Origin of the sequence: Streptomyces sp. NBC_00258, assembly GCF_036182465.1 — a bacterium.
Taxonomy (GTDB): Bacteria; Actinomycetota; Actinomycetes; order Streptomycetales; family Streptomycetaceae; genus Streptomyces.
Window position 1 is genome coordinate 6,397,494 of record NZ_CP108081.1, and the last position, 16,632, is coordinate 6,414,125.

At 72.4% G+C, this 16,632-nt stretch carries 14 protein-coding genes; 12 read left to right on the forward strand and 2 right to left on the reverse strand.

What is annotated here, in order from left to right; genetic code table 11:
• The first annotated feature begins 202 nt into the window (after nucleotides 1-202).
• The 3 genes from OG718_RS28575 to OG718_RS28585 are packed head-to-tail and all read left to right on the forward strand — an operon-like array spanning nucleotide 203 to nucleotide 3,383.
• A complete protein-coding gene (locus OG718_RS28575) occupies nucleotides 203-1,114 on the forward strand; it encodes a DUF5819 family protein (RefSeq protein ID WP_306938976.1) in 912 nt (303 codons plus the stop codon).
• Nucleotides 1,111-2,610, forward strand: a complete 1,500-nt coding sequence (locus tag OG718_RS28580) for an HTTM domain-containing protein (RefSeq protein ID WP_328845528.1) — start codon at nucleotides 1,111-1,113, stop codon at nucleotides 2,608-2,610. Before OG718_RS28575 ends, OG718_RS28580 begins: the two co-directional genes overlap by 4 nt.
• Entirely contained in the window at nucleotides 2,607-3,383 is a 777-nt protein-coding gene (locus tag OG718_RS28585) for a TrmH family RNA methyltransferase (protein WP_328845529.1), read from the forward strand. The genes OG718_RS28580 and OG718_RS28585 overlap by 4 nt, the downstream gene beginning before the upstream one ends.
• A gap of 88 nt (nucleotides 3,384-3,471) precedes the next feature.
• Here OG718_RS28585 and paaN read toward each other — a convergent pair whose 3' ends face one another.
• Nucleotides 3,472-5,163, reverse strand: a complete 1,692-nt coding sequence (gene paaN / locus OG718_RS28590; protein ID WP_328845530.1) for a phenylacetic acid degradation protein PaaN — start codon at nucleotides 5,161-5,163, stop codon at nucleotides 3,472-3,474.
• Nucleotides 5,164-5,311: 148 nt separating this feature from the next.
• Here paaN and OG718_RS28595 point away from each other — a divergent pair, with 148 nt between their 5' ends.
• Both OG718_RS28595 and OG718_RS28600 read left to right on the forward strand, forming a co-directional pair.
• On the forward strand, nucleotides 5,312-6,826 hold the full coding sequence (locus OG718_RS28595) for a 3-hydroxyacyl-CoA dehydrogenase (protein ID WP_143641392.1): 1,515 nt from the start codon (nucleotides 5,312-5,314) through the stop codon (nucleotides 6,824-6,826).
• Nucleotides 6,823-7,413, forward strand: a complete 591-nt coding sequence (locus OG718_RS28600; RefSeq protein WP_055613049.1) for a TetR/AcrR family transcriptional regulator — start codon at nucleotides 6,823-6,825, stop codon at nucleotides 7,411-7,413. The genes OG718_RS28595 and OG718_RS28600 overlap by 4 nt, the downstream gene beginning before the upstream one ends.
• A gap of 75 nt (nucleotides 7,414-7,488) precedes the next feature.
• On the opposite strand, the gene OG718_RS28605 is transcribed toward OG718_RS28600, so the two are convergent.
• A complete protein-coding gene (locus OG718_RS28605; protein WP_372505488.1) occupies nucleotides 7,489-7,989 on the reverse strand; it encodes an Lrp/AsnC family transcriptional regulator in 501 nt (166 codons plus the stop codon).
• A gap of 175 nt (nucleotides 7,990-8,164) precedes the next feature.
• On the opposite strand from OG718_RS28605, the gene pdhA reads away from it, so the two are divergent.
• The 7 genes from pdhA (at nucleotide 8,165) to OG718_RS28640 (ending at nucleotide 16,624) form a co-directional block, all read left to right on the forward strand.
• Nucleotides 8,165-9,328: a pyruvate dehydrogenase (acetyl-transferring) E1 component subunit alpha gene (gene pdhA / locus OG718_RS28610; RefSeq protein WP_306938981.1), complete on the forward strand. Its 1,164-nt coding sequence runs from the start codon at nucleotides 8,165-8,167 to the stop codon at nucleotides 9,326-9,328.
• Nucleotides 9,325-10,329: an alpha-ketoacid dehydrogenase subunit beta gene (locus OG718_RS28615; RefSeq protein ID WP_200397093.1), complete on the forward strand. Its 1,005-nt coding sequence runs from the start codon at nucleotides 9,325-9,327 to the stop codon at nucleotides 10,327-10,329. Before pdhA ends, OG718_RS28615 begins: the two co-directional genes overlap by 4 nt.
• Nucleotides 10,329-11,900, forward strand: coding sequence for a dihydrolipoamide acetyltransferase family protein (locus tag OG718_RS28620; protein ID WP_328847845.1), 1,572 nt, complete (start codon nucleotides 10,329-10,331; stop codon nucleotides 11,898-11,900). The genes OG718_RS28615 and OG718_RS28620 overlap by 1 nt, the downstream gene beginning before the upstream one ends.
• Before the next feature lie 89 nt (nucleotides 11,901-11,989).
• Nucleotides 11,990-13,075 carry an NTP transferase domain-containing protein gene (locus tag OG718_RS28625; RefSeq protein WP_443055149.1) on the forward strand — a complete coding sequence of 362 codons (1,086 nt, stop codon included), beginning with the start codon at nucleotides 11,990-11,992 and terminating at the stop codon, nucleotides 13,073-13,075.
• Nucleotides 13,072-14,514: a molybdopterin molybdotransferase MoeA gene (locus OG718_RS28630; RefSeq protein WP_328845531.1), complete on the forward strand. Its 1,443-nt coding sequence runs from the start codon at nucleotides 13,072-13,074 to the stop codon at nucleotides 14,512-14,514. The genes OG718_RS28625 and OG718_RS28630 overlap by 4 nt, the downstream gene beginning before the upstream one ends.
• The gene (locus OG718_RS28635) at nucleotides 14,511-15,608 is read left to right on the forward strand and encodes a potassium channel family protein (RefSeq protein ID WP_143641397.1); all 1,098 of its coding nucleotides are present in this window, start codon (nucleotides 14,511-14,513) and stop codon (nucleotides 15,606-15,608) included. Before OG718_RS28630 ends, OG718_RS28635 begins: the two co-directional genes overlap by 4 nt.
• Before the next feature lie 35 nt (nucleotides 15,609-15,643).
• A complete protein-coding gene (locus OG718_RS28640) occupies nucleotides 15,644-16,624 on the forward strand; it encodes an NAD(P)H-quinone oxidoreductase (protein WP_143641398.1) in 981 nt (326 codons plus the stop codon).
• Nucleotides 16,625-16,632: the final 8 nt, after the last annotated feature.

Below are 16,632 nucleotides of genomic sequence, written 5' to 3' on the forward strand. Positions count from 1 at the left end.
CTGCCGACCGGCGGGCCGACCGATCGGTCGGTGTGTTCGATTCGGGGAGGAGCGAGGGTCGTAAGGTGTCAACCGCTGTGGATAACCTCGTGGCCTCTGTGTCCCATGGGACTGTGCTGGGCGGGCGGGCCTGAGTACCGTGCCGGTGCGACTGTCGCGGGACCGGCGACGGGAATCGGACAGACTTCGGGAACGGGGCGGAATGGACGCGTACGACAAGGGCTCGAACGCCCGGCCCGTGCCGGGCGAGCCCGCGGCCGCCGTCCCCGACAGCCTTCCACCGGAGGGTCACGAGACCACGTCCTCCAGCGAGGCTCCCGCCCGGATCCCCCGGCAGAGCGGCGAGCAGCAGTACGACGACCAGCAATACGGCCACGAGTACGGCGAGCAGTACGGCGACACGGTCCTCGCCGGTCCCCCGCTCCCCCCTCCCACCGGCATCGCCGCTCTCTCCCTCCCGTACCAGATCGCCGCGGCGCTCGCGCTCGCCGTCGTCGCGGTCGCCGCCTGTGTGCACGTCGGCATGGTCTTCCTGCATGTCGCGCCGTCGAACACGGTCACCAAGCAGCACGGGCAGGCGATCGACGAGTGGATCTACCCCGAGTTCGAGCAGAACTGGAAGCTCTTCGCGCCGAACCCGCTGCAGCAGAACATCGCGGTCCAGGTCCGTGCCGACGTGCGGGCCGCGGACGGTGACATCAAGACGACCCGCTGGTACGACCTCTCCGCGCTGGACGGTGCCGCCATCGACGGCAATCTGCTGCCCAGCCACACCCAGCAGAACGAGCTGCGCCGGGCCTGGGACTTCTTCGTGGCCACGCACGACAACGCGAACCGTCCGAACGGCCTGCGCGGCGCCCTCTCCGAGAAGTATCTGCGCCGCATCGTGGTCCTGCGCCTCGACCGCGAGGAGGCCGGTGGCCGGGGCGCGGTCGTGCAACAGGTCCAGGTCCGCTCCCGTACGACCAATGTGCCGCCGCCGAAGTGGAGCCAGGAGCAGGTGTCCGACAAGCCCATCGTCCGCGTGCTGCCCTGGTGGCCGGTCTCGGAGGCCGACCGGGCGGCCGGGACGCGGCCCGCTGAGTCCACGGGGACGGAGGCGAGCGCCCGATGAGCGACCTCGGCCACGACCCGACGGGCGACCAGGACCCCCGGCCCGCCCCGAAGGGCGACCACGATCCCGAGCCCACCCCGCCGGGCGACCATGATCGCGGCCCCGCTCCGACCGGCGCCACGGCCGGCGCTTCGACCGTCGCCCCGACGAGCACCCCCGACCGCGACCGGGCGAGCAGCCCCGACCGTGAACGGACGCGTGCCCTCGGCCGTGAGCGGCTTGCCGGCCGGATAAGCCGGTTCGACCGGAAGCACCGCGTCGACCGGACGCTCGCGCACGCCATCACGCGCGTCACCGGCGAGGCGCTCGGCCCGTACCAGAGCGCCGTGATCCGCATAGGTTTCGCCGGGACCTGGCTGCTGTTCCTGCTGCGGGAGTTCCCGCACCGCGAGGAGATGTACGGGCCCGACGGCCCCTGGAGCTGGGATCTCGCCCAGCAGCTCATCGCGAGCAACCACGCCTTCACGGCCCTGATGTGGGCCGACGGCCAGGTCTGGTTCGGGATCGTCTACGCGTTCGCCGTACTGTCCAGCCTTCTGCTGATGCTCGGCTGGCGCACCCGGACCATGTCCGTGCTCTTCATGGTCGGCGTGCTCTCCCTGCAGAACCGCAGCATCTTCATGGGGGACGGCGGCGACAACGTCATCCACCTCATGGCGATCTACCTGGTGCTCACGCGCTGCGGCCGGGTCTGGTCGCTGGACGAGCGGCGGGAGCGCCGAGCCCGGGACGCACGCGCGCGTGGAGAGTGGGTCGGCCCGGACAGGGCCGGTCCCGCCCTCTGGACGGTGCTCGGCCTCGTCCTGGCCGCGGCCACGCTCGCGGGGAAGATCGACGGCGGGTTCTTCGGCGGCTGGCGGACGGTCTACTGGGGGCTGTGGGCCGTACAGGGCCTGTGGTGGCTGGCCGGCCGGTACGGCCGGAGCGTCCAGCCCCGCATCCTCCTCGACGTGGTCGCCAACCTCGTCCACAACGCCGCTCTCTTCGTGATCATGGCCGAGGCGTGTCTGATCTACGCGACCGCCGGCTGGTACAAGATCCAGGGTTCGCGCTGGCAGGACGGCACCGCCGTCTACTACCCCCTCCACCTGGACTACTTCTCCCCCTGGCCGGCCCTCTCCGACCTGCTGTCCGCGAGCGGCGCGCTGATGTTGCTGGTGACGTACGGGACGGTGATCGTGCAGGTCGCCTTCCCCTTCACGCTGTTCAACCGGCGGGTGAAGAACATCCTGCTGGCCGCCATGATCACCGAGCACGCCGTGATCGCCGTCGTGCTGGGCCTGCCGTTCTTCTCGCTCGCGATGATCGCCGCCGACGCCGTGTTCCTGCCGACGTCCTTCCTGCGCCGCGTGGGCGGATGGGCGGCACGCGCGCGTGGAGGGCTGCTTTCGCGTCTGGGCCGTACGCGTACGCTCCCGGGACCCCGCAAGGAACCCCCGCGCAGCCCGGAGACGGCCGAGGAGGCCGAGCACCCGCACGTAGGCTTCACCGCGTGACGGACGAACCCCGCGACCTCGATCCCGTCGACCCACGCGACCCCGACCCCGTGAGCGCCTGGCGTCGGCTCGTCGGAACCTCCGTGCTGCTCGACGGCTTCCACGCCCTCAAGCACGCCGTGCGCTTCCGGGCCGAGATCCCGGTGGCGGTCACCACCGACCGGCGGGCCGCGCTCGCCCTCGCCGACGACCTGGCCCCGGACGTACGGGCCACGCTGGACGCCCTCCTGGCGGAGGTCCCGCGGGCCGCGTACGAAGCACTCGTCCCGCGCCCGCATCCCACCGCCGTGGCCGCCCTGGCGGTACGTCCCGAGCGCGCCGCCAACCTGCGCGCGCTGGCCCGCACCCCCCGCACCGCGCCCGTGGTCGTCCTCGACCAGCCGCGCAACCTCGGCAACGCGGGTGCCGTGATCCGGCTCGCGGCCGGTTTCGGCGCGACGGGGGTCGTCACGACCGGCACGCTCGATCCGTGGCATCCCACGGTCGTGCGCGCCGGGGCGGGCCTGCACTTCGCCACGGCCGTCGAGCGACTGACCGTGGACGAGCTGCCCGCCGGGCCGGTGTTCGCCCTCGACCCGGAGGGCGATGACATCCGGGCGCTGAAGCTCCCGGACGACGCGCTCCTCGCCTTCGGCTCCGAGCGCAGCGGGTTGTCCGGCGAACTGCGCGCCCGCACGGACCACTTGGTCTCGCTGCCGATGCGGCCCCAGGTCTCCAGCTACAACCTCGCCACCAGTGTGGCGATGACCTTGTTCCACTGGAGTGCCCCGTAGGCGTGTCTCTGCGGGTCCGCTGTGGCTGGTCGCGCCCACGCGGCGGAGCCGCATATGTGCACAGCCCCGCGCCCCTTTGGGGCGCCCTCTACGCTTCCTTGCGGATCTCCACTACCCGGAACCGGTTGGCCACGAACGCCCCGTCGCACAGCGCGGCGTTCGCCGCCGGGTTGCCGCCCGAGCCGTGGAAGTCCGAGAACGCGGCGGTCTGGTTGACGTAGATCCCGCCGGTCAGGTTGAGCGAGAGCTGGGCGCACTCCTCCAGACAGGCCTCCTGGACGGCCTCCTCGACCTCCTCCGAGGTCGTGTACGCGCCCACCGTCATCGCGCCCTTGTTGGCGATGGTCCGCCGCAGCAGTGCCACGGCGTCCGCCGCCGAGTCGACCGCGACCGCGAAGGAGACGGGGCCGAAGCACTCGTTCATGAACGCGGCCTGGTCGTCCGGCTTGGCGCCGTCCAGTTTCACGATCACCGGGGTGCGCACGACCGCGTCCGGGAACTCGGGGTTGGCGATCTCCCGTGAGGCGAGGGCGACTTCGCCGAGACCGGTGGCCGCCTCCAGGCGGGCCTTGACGTCAGGGTTCACGATCGCGCCCAGCAGGGCGTTCGCCCGGGCGTCGTCCCCGAGGAGTCCGCCGACCGACTTGGCGAGGTCGGCGACCACCTCGTCGTACGACCGGGGGCCCTCCTCCGTACGGATGCCGTCGCGGGGGATGAGGAGGTTCTGCGGGGTCGTGCACATCTGGCCGCTGTAGAGGGACAAGGAGAAGGCGAGGTTCGACAGCATCCCCTTGTAGTTGTCGGTCGACTCCACGAGCACCGTGTTGACGCCGGCCTTCTCCGTGTAGACCTGCGCCTGGCGGGCGTTGGCCTCCAGCCAGTCGCCGAACGCCGTCGAGCCCGTGTAGTCGATGATCCGGATCTCCGGGCGTGTCGCCAGGGTCTTGGCGATGCCCTCGCCCGCGCGCTCGGCGGCCAGCGCCACCAGGTTCGGGTCGAAGCCGGCCTCGGCGAGCACCTCGCGGGCCACCTGGACGGTGAGCGCGAGCGGCAGCACCGCGCGCGGGTGGGGCTTCACCAGGACCGCGTTGCCCGTGGCGAGGGAGGCGAACAGGCCCGGATAGCCGTTCCACGTCGGGAAGGTGTTGCAGCCGATCAGCAGCGCGATGCCGCGCGGAACCGGCGTGAACCGCTTGGTCAGCGCGATCGGGTCGCGCTTGCCCTGGGGCTTCGTCCACTCGGCGTCGTCGGGGGTGCGGACCTGCTCCACATACGCGTACGCCACCGCCTCCAGGCCGCGGTCCTGCGCGTGCGGGCCGCCCGCCTGGAACGCCATCATGAAGGCCTGGCCGCTGGTGTGCATGACCGCGTGCGCGAACTCGTGGGTGCGGTCGCTGATCCGCTTGAGGATCTCCAGGCACACCACCGCGCGCATCTCCGCGCCGGCGTCGCGCCACGCGCGCTGCCCCGTGCGCATGGCGGGCAGCAGGGTGTCGACGTCCGCGTGCGGGTATGTGACGCCCAGCTCGATTCCGTACGGCGAGACCTCGCCGCCGACCCAGTCGTCGGTGCCGGGCTGGCCGAGGTCGAGGCGGCTGCCCAGGAGGGCGTCGAAGGCGGCCTTGCCCGCCGCCATGTCCAGGCTGCCGTTCTCCCCGTACGCCTTGGGGTGTTCGGGGTGGGGCGACCAGTACGCGCGCGTGCGGATCGCTTCCAGCGCCTGGTCGAGGGTGGGCCGGTGCTGGGCGATCAGCCGGTGCGCGGTGAGTTCGGCGGCCATGAGGGACCAACTCCTCGTCTCATGAGCTCTCCGTCGAGCTCACGACGTGGGCAGGAAGGGGCGGACAGAGTTAGAGTAACCGAACGATCGGTCGGGACAAGGGGGTCCGCTGAACCTGTGGACAACCCCGTGCGGGAGGATCGCGAGCATGACAGCACTCGACCTCGCCGGCCCCGTGGCCGTCGTCGGTACCGGCACCATGGGCCAGGGCATCGCTCAGGTCGCGCTCGTCGCGGGTCACCCCGTACGGCTGTACGACGCCGTGCCGGGCCGTGCCGGGGCCGCGGCCGACGCGATCGCCGCCCGCCTCGACCGGCTCGTCGAGAAGGACCGGCTGACCGGCGCCGAACGGGACGCCGCCCGCGCCCGTCTGCGCCCCGCGGAGAGCCTCGCCGACCTCGCCGACTCGGGTCTGGTCGTCGAAGCCGTCCTGGAGCGTCTGGACGTCAAACAGCAGCTGCTGCGCGAGCTGGAGGACATCGTCGACGACGACTGCCTGCTCGCCACCAACACCTCCTCCCTGTCGGTGACCGCGATCGGCGGCGCCCTGCGCAACCCCGGCCGTTTCGTGGGGCTGCACTTCTTCAACCCCGCGCCGCTGCTGCCCCTCGTGGAGGTCGTCTCCGGGTTCGCGACCGACGTCACGTCGGCCACGCGCGCGTACGAGATGGCCCGCGCCTGGGGGAAGACCCCGGTCGCCTGCGCCGACACCCCGGGCTTCATCGTCAACCGCATCGCGCGGCCCTTCTACGCCGAGGCCTTCGCGGTCTACGAGGCGCAGGCCGCCGACCCCGCCACGATCGACGCGGTCCTGCGCGAGTCGGGCGGCTTCCGGATGGGCGCCTTCGAGCTGACCGACCTCATCGGCCAGGACGTCAACGAGTCCGTCACGCGCTCCGTGTGGGAGGCCTTCTTCCAGGACGTGCGGTTCACGCCCTCGCTGGCCCAGCGCAGGCTCGTCGAGTCGGGCCGGCACGGCCGCAAGTCGGGGCACGGCTGGTACGACTACGGGGACGAGGGCGAGCGTCCCGAGCCGCACACCGCGGAGAAGGTCCAGCCGCCCGCCTACGTGGTCGCCGAGGGCGATCTGGGCCCAGCGTCCGAGCTGCTCGCGCTGATCCGCGAGGCGGGCATCCAGGTCCGCGAGGACGAGGAGGACCACGGCACCCGGCTGGTGCTGCCGAGCGGCGGCCAGCTGGCCCTCGCGGACGGCCAGACCGCCGTCGAGTTCCGTGACGTCGTCTACTTCGACCTCGCGCTCGACTACCGCCGGGCGACCCGGATCGCCCTGTCCCACTCGCAGGACACCCAGACCCAGACCCTCGCCGAGGCCACCGGGCTCTTCCAGGCGCTCGGCAAGGACGTCAGCGTCATCGGGGACGTGCCCGGCCTGATCGTCGCCCGCACGGTGGCCCGCATCGTCGATCTGGCGCACGACGCCGTCGCCAAGGGAGTGGCCACCGAGGAGGACATCGACACGGCGATGCGTCTGGGCGTCAACTACCCCCTGGGGCCCTTCGAATGGAGCCGCAGGCTGGGCAGGAGCTGGGCCTACGACGTCCTGGACGACCTGCACATGCGCGACCCGTCGGGGCGTTACGCGCCGTCCCTCGCTCTCTACCGCCACGCGTACGCCTCCGAGAAGCGGGAGGGCACCCCATGACCACCGCCAAGCGCGACACCTACACCCCGGAGACGCTGCTCTCCGTGGCCGTGCGGGTCTTCAACGAGCGCGGCTACGACGGCACCTCCATGGAGCACCTCTCCAAGGCGGCGGGCATCTCCAAGTCGTCGATCTACCACCACGTCACGGGCAAGGAGGAGCTGCTGCGCCGGGCCGTCAGCCGGGCGCTCGACGGCCTCTTCGGGATCCTCGACGAGGAGCACGCGCGCGTGGGGCGTGCCGTGGAGCGCCTGGAGTACGTCACCCGGCGCATGGTCGAGGTCCTCACCGCCGAGTTGCCGTACGTGACGCTGCTGCTGCGTGTGCGCGGCAACACCGACGCCGAGCGGTGGGCCCTGGAGCGGCGCCGGGACTTCGACCACCGGGTGGCCGAGCTGCTGAGGGCCGCGGCCGCCGACGGGGACGTACGCGTCGACGTGGAGTTCCGGCTCGCGACGCGGCTGGTCTTCGGGATGATCAACTCGATCGTGGAGTGGTACCGCCCCGACGGCCGGGGCATGGGCGAGCGCGAGGTCGCCGACGCGGTGGTGCGGCTGGTCTTCGGAGGGCTCCGGCAGGAGGACTGACCGAGCCCTCCAAGGGCTTCTCCGAGGCCTGCGAGGTGCTTCGAAGGCCGAGCGGGCGGCCCTGGACCGGTCAGGTCACCCCTGCGGCTCCAGGTCCTCCTCCTCGAACACCAGCAGCGTCCGTGTGCTGAGCACCTCGGGGATGGCCTGGAGCCGGGTGAGCACCAGCTCGCGCAGCGCCCTGTTGTCGGGCGTGTGCACCAGGAGCAGGACGTCGAAGTCCCCGCCCACCAGCGCGATGTGGGAGGCACCCGGGAGCGCCCTCAACTGCTCGCGCACCGTGCGCCAGGAGTTCTGCACGATCTTGAGGGTGATGTACGCCGAGGTGCTGTGCCCCGCGCGCTCGTGGTTGACGCGGGCACCGAAGCCACGGATCACGCCGTCCTCGATGAGGCGGTTGATGCGCGCGTAGGCGTTCGCGCGCGACACGTGGACGCGCTCGGCCACGGACCGTATCGAGGCGCGGCCGTCCGCCTGGAGCATCTGGAGGATGTCCTGATCGATGGCGTCCAGCGGGCGCGGCGGCGGCAGGGAGGATCCGGCCTCCGGCCCTTCGGCCATTTGTTCAGGTGCCATGTCCCCCCGCCTCCCTACCATGGACGTACTGCGTCCATCTCAGGCTGTGGAGAACCGTTTGTCCACAGCCTGGAGGTGCCTGTAGCCAAAATGTGCCGACGACCGAACAATCGGTAGGTGAGGCGCGTCACTCTCGGCACGCCTCTCGAAGCCGCCCCCACGAGGAGGTGCCGACATGACGGTCATGGAGCAGCGAGGCGCATACCGGCCGACCCCGCCGCCCGCCTGGCAGCCCCGCACCGACCCCGCGCCGCTGCTGCCCGACGCGCTGCCCCACCGCGTCCTCGGCACCGAGGCGGCCGAGCGGGTCGACCCGGAGCTCCTGCGCCGGCTGTACGCGGAGCTGGTGCGAGGCCGCCGTTACAACGCGCAGGCCACGGCCCTCACCAAGCAGGGCCGCCTCGCCGTCTACCCCTCCTCCACCGGCCAGGAGGCCTGCGAGGTCGCCGCCGCGCTGGTCCTCGAAGAGCGCGACTGGCTCTTCCCCAGCTACCGCGACACGCTCGCAGCCGTCGCCCGAGGCCTCGACCCCGTCCAGGCGCTGACCCTGCTGCGCGGTGACTGGCACACCGGCTACGACCCGCACGAGCACCGGATCGCCCCCCTGTGCACGCCGCTCGCGACGCAGCTCCCGCACGCCGTGGGCCTCGCGCACGCCGCCCACCTCAAGGGAGACGACGTGGTCGCGCTCGCCCTGGTCGGCGACGGCGGCACCAGCGAGGGCGACTTCCACGAGGCGCTGAACTTCGCCGCCGTCTGGCAGGCCCCGGTCGTCTTCCTCGTACAGAACAACGGCTTCGCGATCTCCGTCCCGCTCGCCAAGCAGACCGCGGCCCCTTCGCTGGCCCACAAGGCCGTCGGCTACGGGATGCCCGGCCGCCTGGTCGACGGCAACGACGTCGCCGCCGTGCACGAGGTCCTCGGCGACGCCATCGCCCACGCGCGCGCGGGTGGCGGTCCGACGCTCGTGGAGGCGGTCACGTACCGCATGGAGGCGCACACGAACGCCGACGACGACAAGCGCTACCGCGGCGACTCCGAGGTCGAGGCCTGGCGCGCGCACGACCCGATCGCCCTCCTGGAGCACGAGCTGACCGAGCGCGGACTGCTCGACGAGGCCGGGATGCGCGCCGCGCGCGAGGACGCCGACGCGATGGCCGCGGACCTGCGCGAGCGCATGAACCAGGACCCCTCGCTCGACCCCATGGACCTCTTCGCGCACGTCTACGCCCAGCCCACGACGCAACTCCTGGAACAGGAGGCACAGTTGCGGGCCGAGCTGGACGCCGAGGCGCGCCACCACGAGGGCGAGCACGAGACGGAAGGGACGGCCCGATGACCACCGTCGCGGTGAAGCCGGCCACCATGGCGCAGGCCCTCGGGCGCGCCCTGCGGGACGCCATGGCCGACGACCCGACCGTGCACGTCATGGGCGAGGACGTCGGCACACTCGGCGGCGTCTTCCGCGTCACCGACGGGCTCGCCAAGGAGTTCGGCGAGGACCGCGTCACGGACACGCCGCTCGCCGAGGCGGGCATCCTCGGCACGGCCGTCGGCATGGCCATGTACGGGCTCAGGCCGGTCGTAGAGATGCAGTTCGACGCCTTCGCCTACCCGGCCTTCGAGCAGCTGATCTCGCACGTGGCCCGTATGCGCAACCGCACGCGCGGGGCGATGCCGCTGCCCATCACCGTGCGCGTGCCCTACGGGGGCGGCATCGGCGGCGTCGAGCACCACAGCGACTCCTCCGAGGCGTACTACATCGCGACCCCGGGCCTCCATGTCGTCACGCCCGCGACGGTCGCCGACGCGTACGGGCTGCTGCGCGCCGCCATCGCCTCCGACGACCCGGTCGTCTTCCTCGAACCCAAGCGCCTGTACTGGTCGAAGGACACCTGGAACCCCGACGAGCCGCAGGCCGTCGACCCGATCGGCCGCGCGGTCGTGCGGCGCCACGGCCGCAGCGCCACGCTCATCACGTACGGGCCGTCGGTGCCCGTCTGCATGGAGGCGGCCGAAGCGGCGCGGGCCGAGGGCTGGGACCTCGAAGTCGTCGACCTGCGCTCCCTGGTGCCGTTCGACGACGAGACGGTCTCCGCGTCCGTACGACGCACCGGGCGGGCCGTCGTCGTGCACGAGTCGGGCGGCTTCGGCGGGCCCGGCGGGGAGATCGCCGCGCGGGTCACCGAGCGGTGCTTCCACTACCTGGAGGCGCCGGTGCTGCGCGTGGCCGGGTTCGACATCCCGTATCCGCCGCCGATGCTGGAGCGCCACCATCTGCCGGGAGTCGACCGGATCCTGGACGCGGTGGCCCGGCTGCAGTGGGAGGCACAGAGCTGATGGCCCAGGTCCTGGAATTCAAGCTGCCCGACCTCGGTGAGGGGCTCACCGAGGCCGAGATCGTCCGCTGGCTCGTCCAGGTCGGTGATGTCGTCGCCGTCGACCAGCCCGTCGTCGAGGTCGAGACGGCCAAGGCGATGGTCGAGGTCCCCTGCCCGTACGGCGGCGTGGTCACGGCCCGCTACGGCGAAGAGGGCACCGAACTGCCCGTCGGCTCCCCGCTGTTGACGGTCGCGGTGGGAGCACCCGCCTCCGGCGCACTGGCTTCCGGCCCGATTGCTTCCGGCCCGCTTGCTTCCGACTCCGAGGACGAGGGCTCCGGGAACGTGCTCGTGGGCTACGGCACGCAGGCGCCTCCGGCGCGGCGCGGAAGGCTGCGGCCGCCTGGGGCCGGGGCGGCTCCCGGGCGACGGTCACCGGATTCGTCGTCCGTCGGCGGGCCGGGCCCTGACCGGCTCGGCAATGCCGATGGGGCAGGAGCGGGAGCCGGATCGGCTGGAAGCCGTCGTGGAGGGCTCCCGGACGCCGACATGACCGTCGCGGCGGCGCCCGCTGCGCCGGCCGCCGGACCCGCCGGATCCGGAGCGGCCTCCCGTCGTCCCGTACGGGACGAGGAGCCGGTCGCGGACGGGACCGGTGCCGATGCGGGGCGCCGGGCCTACGGCCCCGTGCCGGTGATCTCCCCGCTCGTGCGCCGGCTGGCCCGGGAGAACGGGCTCGACCTGCGCGAGCTCGCGGGCTCGGGTCCCGACGGGCTGATCACGCGCGCGGACGTCGAGCACGCCGCGCGGGCCGCCGCGTCCGCCCCGACCGCCGCGCGGCCGGCACAGGCCGCGGCCGCCGCGCCCCAACCGGCCCCGACGTCCACGTCCACGCACGCGCGTGGCACCCGTGTCCCGCTCAAGGGAGTCCGAGGTGCCGTCGCCGACAAGCTCTCCCGGAGCCGGCGCGAGATCCCCGACGCGACCTGCTGGGTCGACGCCGACGCCACGGAACTGATGCACGCGCGCGTGCGGATGAACGAGGCCGGCGGGCCGAAGATCTCCCTCCTCGCCCTCCTCGCCCGTATCTGCACCGCCGCGCTGGCCCGTTTCCCCGAGCTCAACTCGACGGTCGACATGGATGCCCGGGAGATCGTCCGGCTCGACGCGGTGCACCTCGGGTTCGCCGCGCAGACCGAGCGCGGGCTCGTCGTACCGGTGGTGAAGGACGCGCACACGCGGGACGCGGAGTCCCTCAGCGCGGAGTTCGCCCGGCTCACCGAGGCGGCCCGGACCGGCACGCTCACACCGGCGGAACTCACCGGCGGGACCTTCACGTTGAACAACTACGGAGTGTTCGGCGTCGACGGCTCCACACCGATCATCAACCACCCCGAGGCGGCCATGCTCGGCGTCGGCCGGATCATCCCCAAGCCCTGGGTGCACGAGGGCGAGCTGGCGGTGCGGCAGGTCGTGCAGCTCTCGCTCACCTTCGACCACCGGGTGTGCGACGGCGGCACGGCGGGCGGATTCCTCCGGTATGTGGCGGACTGTGTGGAACAGCCGGCGGTCCTGTTGCGGACCCTGTAACCCCTCGGCCCGTACGGCCTCGTCACCACCCCCGTCCACATGCTGTGCGCGGGGGTGGAAATGATCCATCGGGCGCTCATACTCGGGGGGTGACCGCGTACGAGCGTCCCAGCGCACCCGGTTCCGTCGGCGCACCCGGTTTCTCCAGCGCATCCGGTTCTTCCGGCGCACCCGGTGCGGACGGCCGGGACACGGACAGCCATGACGCCGTCGTGCTCGCGGGCGGCGCCGCCCGCCGCCTCGGCGGGGCGGACAAGCCCGGCGTTCGCGTGGGCGGCCGCGCGCTGCTCGACCGCGTCCTGGCCGCCTGCTCCGGCGCGGCCGTCACCGTGGTCGTCGCGGAGCCCCGGCCCACCGCGCGCGCGGTGGAGTGGGCGCGCGAGGACCCGCCCGGCGCGGGCCCGCTGGCCGCCCTCGACGCCGGCCTCCGGCACACCGCCGCCGCGTACGTCGTGGTGCTCTCCGCCGACCTGCCGTTCCTGGACGAGGGCACGGTCCAGCAGTTGCTGACCGCTCTTCAAGAGGCAGACACGGAGGGCGTGTTGCTCACCGACTCCGGGGGCCGCGACCAGCCGCTGGTGGCCGCGTACCGGAGTGCGGCGCTGCGCCGCGAGCTGGCGGCCCTCCGTGCCGAGCACGGCGAACTGACCGGGCTGCCGCTGCGCCGGCTCACCGGTGCGCTCGAACTCACCCGTATCACCGACCCCGTCGCGTCCTTCGACTGCGACACCTGGGACGACATCGCCGCCGCCCGGGCACGTATCAGGGAGCATGGGCACGTGTTGGATGAATGGATTACCGCAGTCAAGGACGAGTTGGGCATCGACCTGGACGTCGACACCGGCATCCTGCTCGACCTCGCTCGCGACGCCGCGCACGGCGTGGCCCGCCCGGCAGCGCCGCTGACCACGTTCCTCGTGGGGTACGCGGCGGCGCAGGCCGAGGGGGGCCCCGAGGCGGTCGCGGAGGCCGCCCGCAAGGCGACGGCACTGGCGCTGCGCTGGGCGGCGGAGGCGGACGACGGCACCGCACCACCTCCGACGGCCCCGTCCGGCACCGGCAGCGGGACAGGCGCCGGGACCGAGACCGGCAGCGAGACCGGCACCGGCAGCGGGCCCGGCACCAACAGCGGGACCGGAACCGCCGCTCCCGACCCCCGTCCGGACGCCGGATGACCGCCCCGGGGCGGTACGAGGAGGTCGACCTCGACGACCTCGACGTCGAGGAGGCCCTCGCCCTGGCCAAGGAAGGCGGTGCCCAGGTGCCCGACGGCTCCGGAGCCACTGAAGGTTCTCCCGCCGTGCCCCAGCCGTCACCACGGGGCGGCAGCCGTGAGCACGGGGAAAACGCCGCCGACGGAACCGCCGCGGGAACCGCCGACGGGACATCCCGGGCCCACACGGCCAAGCACGGCCACCACAGGGCCACTCCATGGCCCGAGGCCCGTGCCCTCGCCGGGCGGGCCCCCCGTCGGCCGGACACCCCCGTCTCCGTCTCCCTCGACGCCGCGCTGGGCCTCGTCCTCGCCGCTCCCCTCACCGCCCTCACGGACCTCCCGTCGTTCGACACCTCCGCGATGGACGGCTGGGCGGTCGCCGGGCCGGGCCCCTGGGACGTCCGGGCCGACGGAGTCCTCGCGGGCCACGCCGAACCCGAGCGCCTCACCGACGGCGAGGCCGTCCGTATCGCGACCGGGGCGCGGATCCCGCAGGACGTCACCGCGGTGATCCGCAGCGAGCACGGCCGCACCGACGAGAAGGAACGGCTACACGCGACCCGGGAGGTCGTGCCCGGGCAGGACATCCGTCCCCGGGGCCAGGAGTGCCGCTCAGGCGATCCCCTGCTGCAGCGCGGCACGGTGGTCACCCCGGCCGTGCTCGGGCTCGCCGCGGCCGCCGGATACGACACCGTCTCGGCCCTCCCCCGGCCCCGCGCCGAAGTCCTCGTCCTCGGGGACGAGTTGCTCACCGAGGGCCTGCCCCACGACGGACTGATCCGGGACGCGCTCGGCCCGATGCTGCCGTCCTGGCTGCGCGCGCTCGGCGCGGACGTCATCGCCGTGCGCAGGCTCGGTGACGACGCCGAAGCCCTCCGCAAGGCCCTGAAGAACTCCGACGCCGACCTCGTCGTCACGACCGGCGGCACCGCCGCGGGCCCCGTCGACCATGTGCACCCAACCCTGCGCCGCATCGGCGCCGAGCTCCTGGTGGACGGCGTCAAGGTGCGCCCCGGCCACCCCATGCTCCTGGCCCGCACCAAGGAGAACCAGCACCTCGTCGGGCTCCCCGGCAACCCACTCGCCGCCGTCTCCGGCCTGCTCACGCTCGCCGAACCCCTGCTGCGCGCCCTCGCGGGACGCGCGGCCCCGGAGACATACACGCTGCCCCTGAAGGAGACCGTGCACGGCCACCCGTACGACACCAGGCTGATCCCCGTCGTCCTGCGCGAGGACCGGGCCGTGCCGCTGCACTACAACGGACCGGCCATGCTGCGGGGCATCGCCGTGGCCGACGCGCTGGCGGTCGTGCCGCCCGGCGGGGCGCGCCCCGGCCAGGAGCTGGAGATTCTCGACCTGCCCTGGGCCACGGCCGGGATCGGGGTGTGTTTCACGTGAAACTTCCGGGCCATGACGCGATCGCCCGTCAGGCGGACGAACGCCTCATCACCCGTCGGGTGAACCTGCCTCGCCGACGGGTGGAACATCCGTTGAGGCAGGTCGCCAAACGGGTCACCATCGCACTGCTCGTGCTGGTCGGCACCGCCCTCATCGTCTACGTCGACCACGACGGCTACAACGACAACTCCGACGGTTCGGTCGACCTGCTCGACGCCTTCTACTACGCGACCGTCACGCTCTCCACCACCGGATACGGCGACATCACCCCCGTCAGTGACGCCGCCCGGTTCACCAATATCTTCGTGATCACGCCCTTGCGCGTGATGTTCCTGATCATCCTGGTCGGCACCACTCTCGAGGTCCTCACCGAACGCACCCGGGAGGAGTGGCGACTGAACCGCTGGAGGACCGCTTTGAGGGAGCACACCGTTGTCATCGGGTTCGGCACGAAAGGCCGCTCGGCGATTCAGACCGTGTGTGCGACGGGGCTGAAGAAGGAGCAGGTCGTGGTCGTCGATCCCAACTCGAAGGTGATCGACGCGGCGACGGCGGACGGGTACGCGGGCGTGGTCGGCGACGCCACCCGCAGTGACGTACTGATCCGTGCCGAGGTCCAGCGGGCCCGGCAGATCATCATCGCGACCCAGCGCGACGACACCGCAGTGCTCGTCACGCTGACGGCCCGGCAGCTCAACCGCGGGGCGAAGATCGTGGCCGCCGTGCGCGAGGAGGAGAACGCGCCGCTGCTGAAGCAGTCCGGCGCCGACGCCGTCATCACCAGCGCCAGCGCGGCCGGCCGCCTCCTCGGTCTCTCCGTGCTCAGCCCCAGCGCGGGCATGGTCATGGAGGACCTCATCCAGCAGGGCAGCGGCCTCGACATCGTCGAACGGCCCGTCATAAAGGCCGAGGTGGGCAAGGGCGTCCGCGAGACCGAGGACCTGGTGGTGAGCGTCGTACGAGGACACCGCGTGCTCGGATACGACGATCAGGCCGTCGGGAAGCTGCAGTTGACGGACCGCCTGATCACCATCGTTCGGGTCACCCCGCACACCCAGGTCGCACCGGACATGAGGCCACTGAGGCAGGACTAGCGGCAGGCCCGGAGGCCCGGAGTAGCCTCGCCACCATGCGAGCGATCACTATTCCTGAACCTGGTGGGCCCGAGGCGCTGGTGTGGGACGAGGTCCCGGATCCGGTACCCGGAGAGGGCGAAGTACTGGTCGAGGTGGCGGCGAGCGCCGTGAACCGTGCCGATCTGCTGCAGCGGCAGGGGTTCTACGATCCGCCGCCCGGTGCGTCCCCGTACCCCGGCCTCGAATGCTCCGGGCGGATCGCGGCGCTCGGTGCGGGTGTCTCGGGGTGGGCCGTCGGGGACGAGGTGTGCGCGCTGCTCTCGGGCGGCGGGTACGCCGAGAAGGTGGCCGTGCCGGCCGGGCAGCTGCTGCCGGTGCCCGAGGGGGTCGGGCTCGACAAGGCGGCCGCGCTGCCCGAGGTGACCTGCACGGTCTGGTCCAACGTCTTCATGATCGCCCACCTCCGGCCCGGCGAGACGCTCCTGGTGCACGGCGGGGCGAGCGGCATCGGAACCATGGCGATCCAGCTGGCCAAGGCCGTCGGCGCGAAGGTCGCCGTCACCGCGGGCAGCAAGGAGAAGCTGGACTTCTGCGCCGAGCTCGGCGCGGACGTACTGATCAACTACCGCGAGCAGGACTTCGTCGAGGAGATCAAGGCGGCCACCGACGGGGCGGGCGCCGACGTCATCCTCGACAACATGGGCGCCAAGTACCTGGACCGCAACGTCAAGGCCCTCGCGGTCAACGGACGGCTCGCGATCATCGGCATGCAGGGCGGCATCAAGGGTGAGCTGAACATCGCGACGCTCCTGGGCAAGCGCGGTGCCGTCACCGCGACCTCGCTGCGCGCCCGTCCCGCCGGGGAGAAGGCGGCGATCGTCGCGGCCGTACGGGAGCATGTCTGGCCGCTGGTCTCCGCAGGTCACGTACGTCCGGTGGTCGACCGCGAGCTGCCGATGAGCGACGCGGCCGCGGCGCACCGGGTGCTGGAGGAGAGCGGGAACATCGGGAAGGTGCTGCTCACGCTCCCGTAGGACTCGAC

What these genes read in the sequence shown, in the direction of transcription:
- OG718_RS28575 (WP_306938976.1), top strand. Translation starts at nt 203, where the DNA reads ATGGACGCGTACGACAAGGGCTCGAACGCCCGGCCCGTGCCGGGCGAG.
- OG718_RS28580 (WP_328845528.1), top strand. Translation starts at nt 1,111, where the DNA reads ATGAGCGACCTCGGCCACGACCCGACGGGCGACCAGGACCCCCGGCCC.
- paaN (WP_328845530.1), bottom strand. Translation starts at nt 5,163, where the DNA reads ATGGCCGCCGAACTCACCGCGCACCGGCTGATCGCCCAGCACCGGCCC.
- OG718_RS28595 (WP_143641392.1), top strand. Translation starts at nt 5,312, where the DNA reads ATGACAGCACTCGACCTCGCCGGCCCCGTGGCCGTCGTCGGTACCGGC.
- OG718_RS28600 (WP_055613049.1), top strand. Translation starts at nt 6,823, where the DNA reads ATGACCACCGCCAAGCGCGACACCTACACCCCGGAGACGCTGCTCTCC.
- OG718_RS28605 (WP_372505488.1), bottom strand. Translation starts at nt 7,989, where the DNA reads ATGGCACCTGAACAAATGGCCGAAGGGCCGGAGGCCGGATCCTCCCTG.
- pdhA (WP_306938981.1), top strand. Translation starts at nt 8,165, where the DNA reads ATGACGGTCATGGAGCAGCGAGGCGCATACCGGCCGACCCCGCCGCCC.
- OG718_RS28615 (WP_200397093.1), top strand. Translation starts at nt 9,325, where the DNA reads ATGACCACCGTCGCGGTGAAGCCGGCCACCATGGCGCAGGCCCTCGGG.
- OG718_RS28620 (WP_328847845.1), top strand. Translation starts at nt 10,329, where the DNA reads ATGGCCCAGGTCCTGGAATTCAAGCTGCCCGACCTCGGTGAGGGGCTC.
- OG718_RS28630 (WP_328845531.1), top strand. Translation starts at nt 13,072, where the DNA reads ATGACCGCCCCGGGGCGGTACGAGGAGGTCGACCTCGACGACCTCGAC.
- OG718_RS28640 (WP_143641398.1), top strand. Translation starts at nt 15,644, where the DNA reads ATGCGAGCGATCACTATTCCTGAACCTGGTGGGCCCGAGGCGCTGGTG.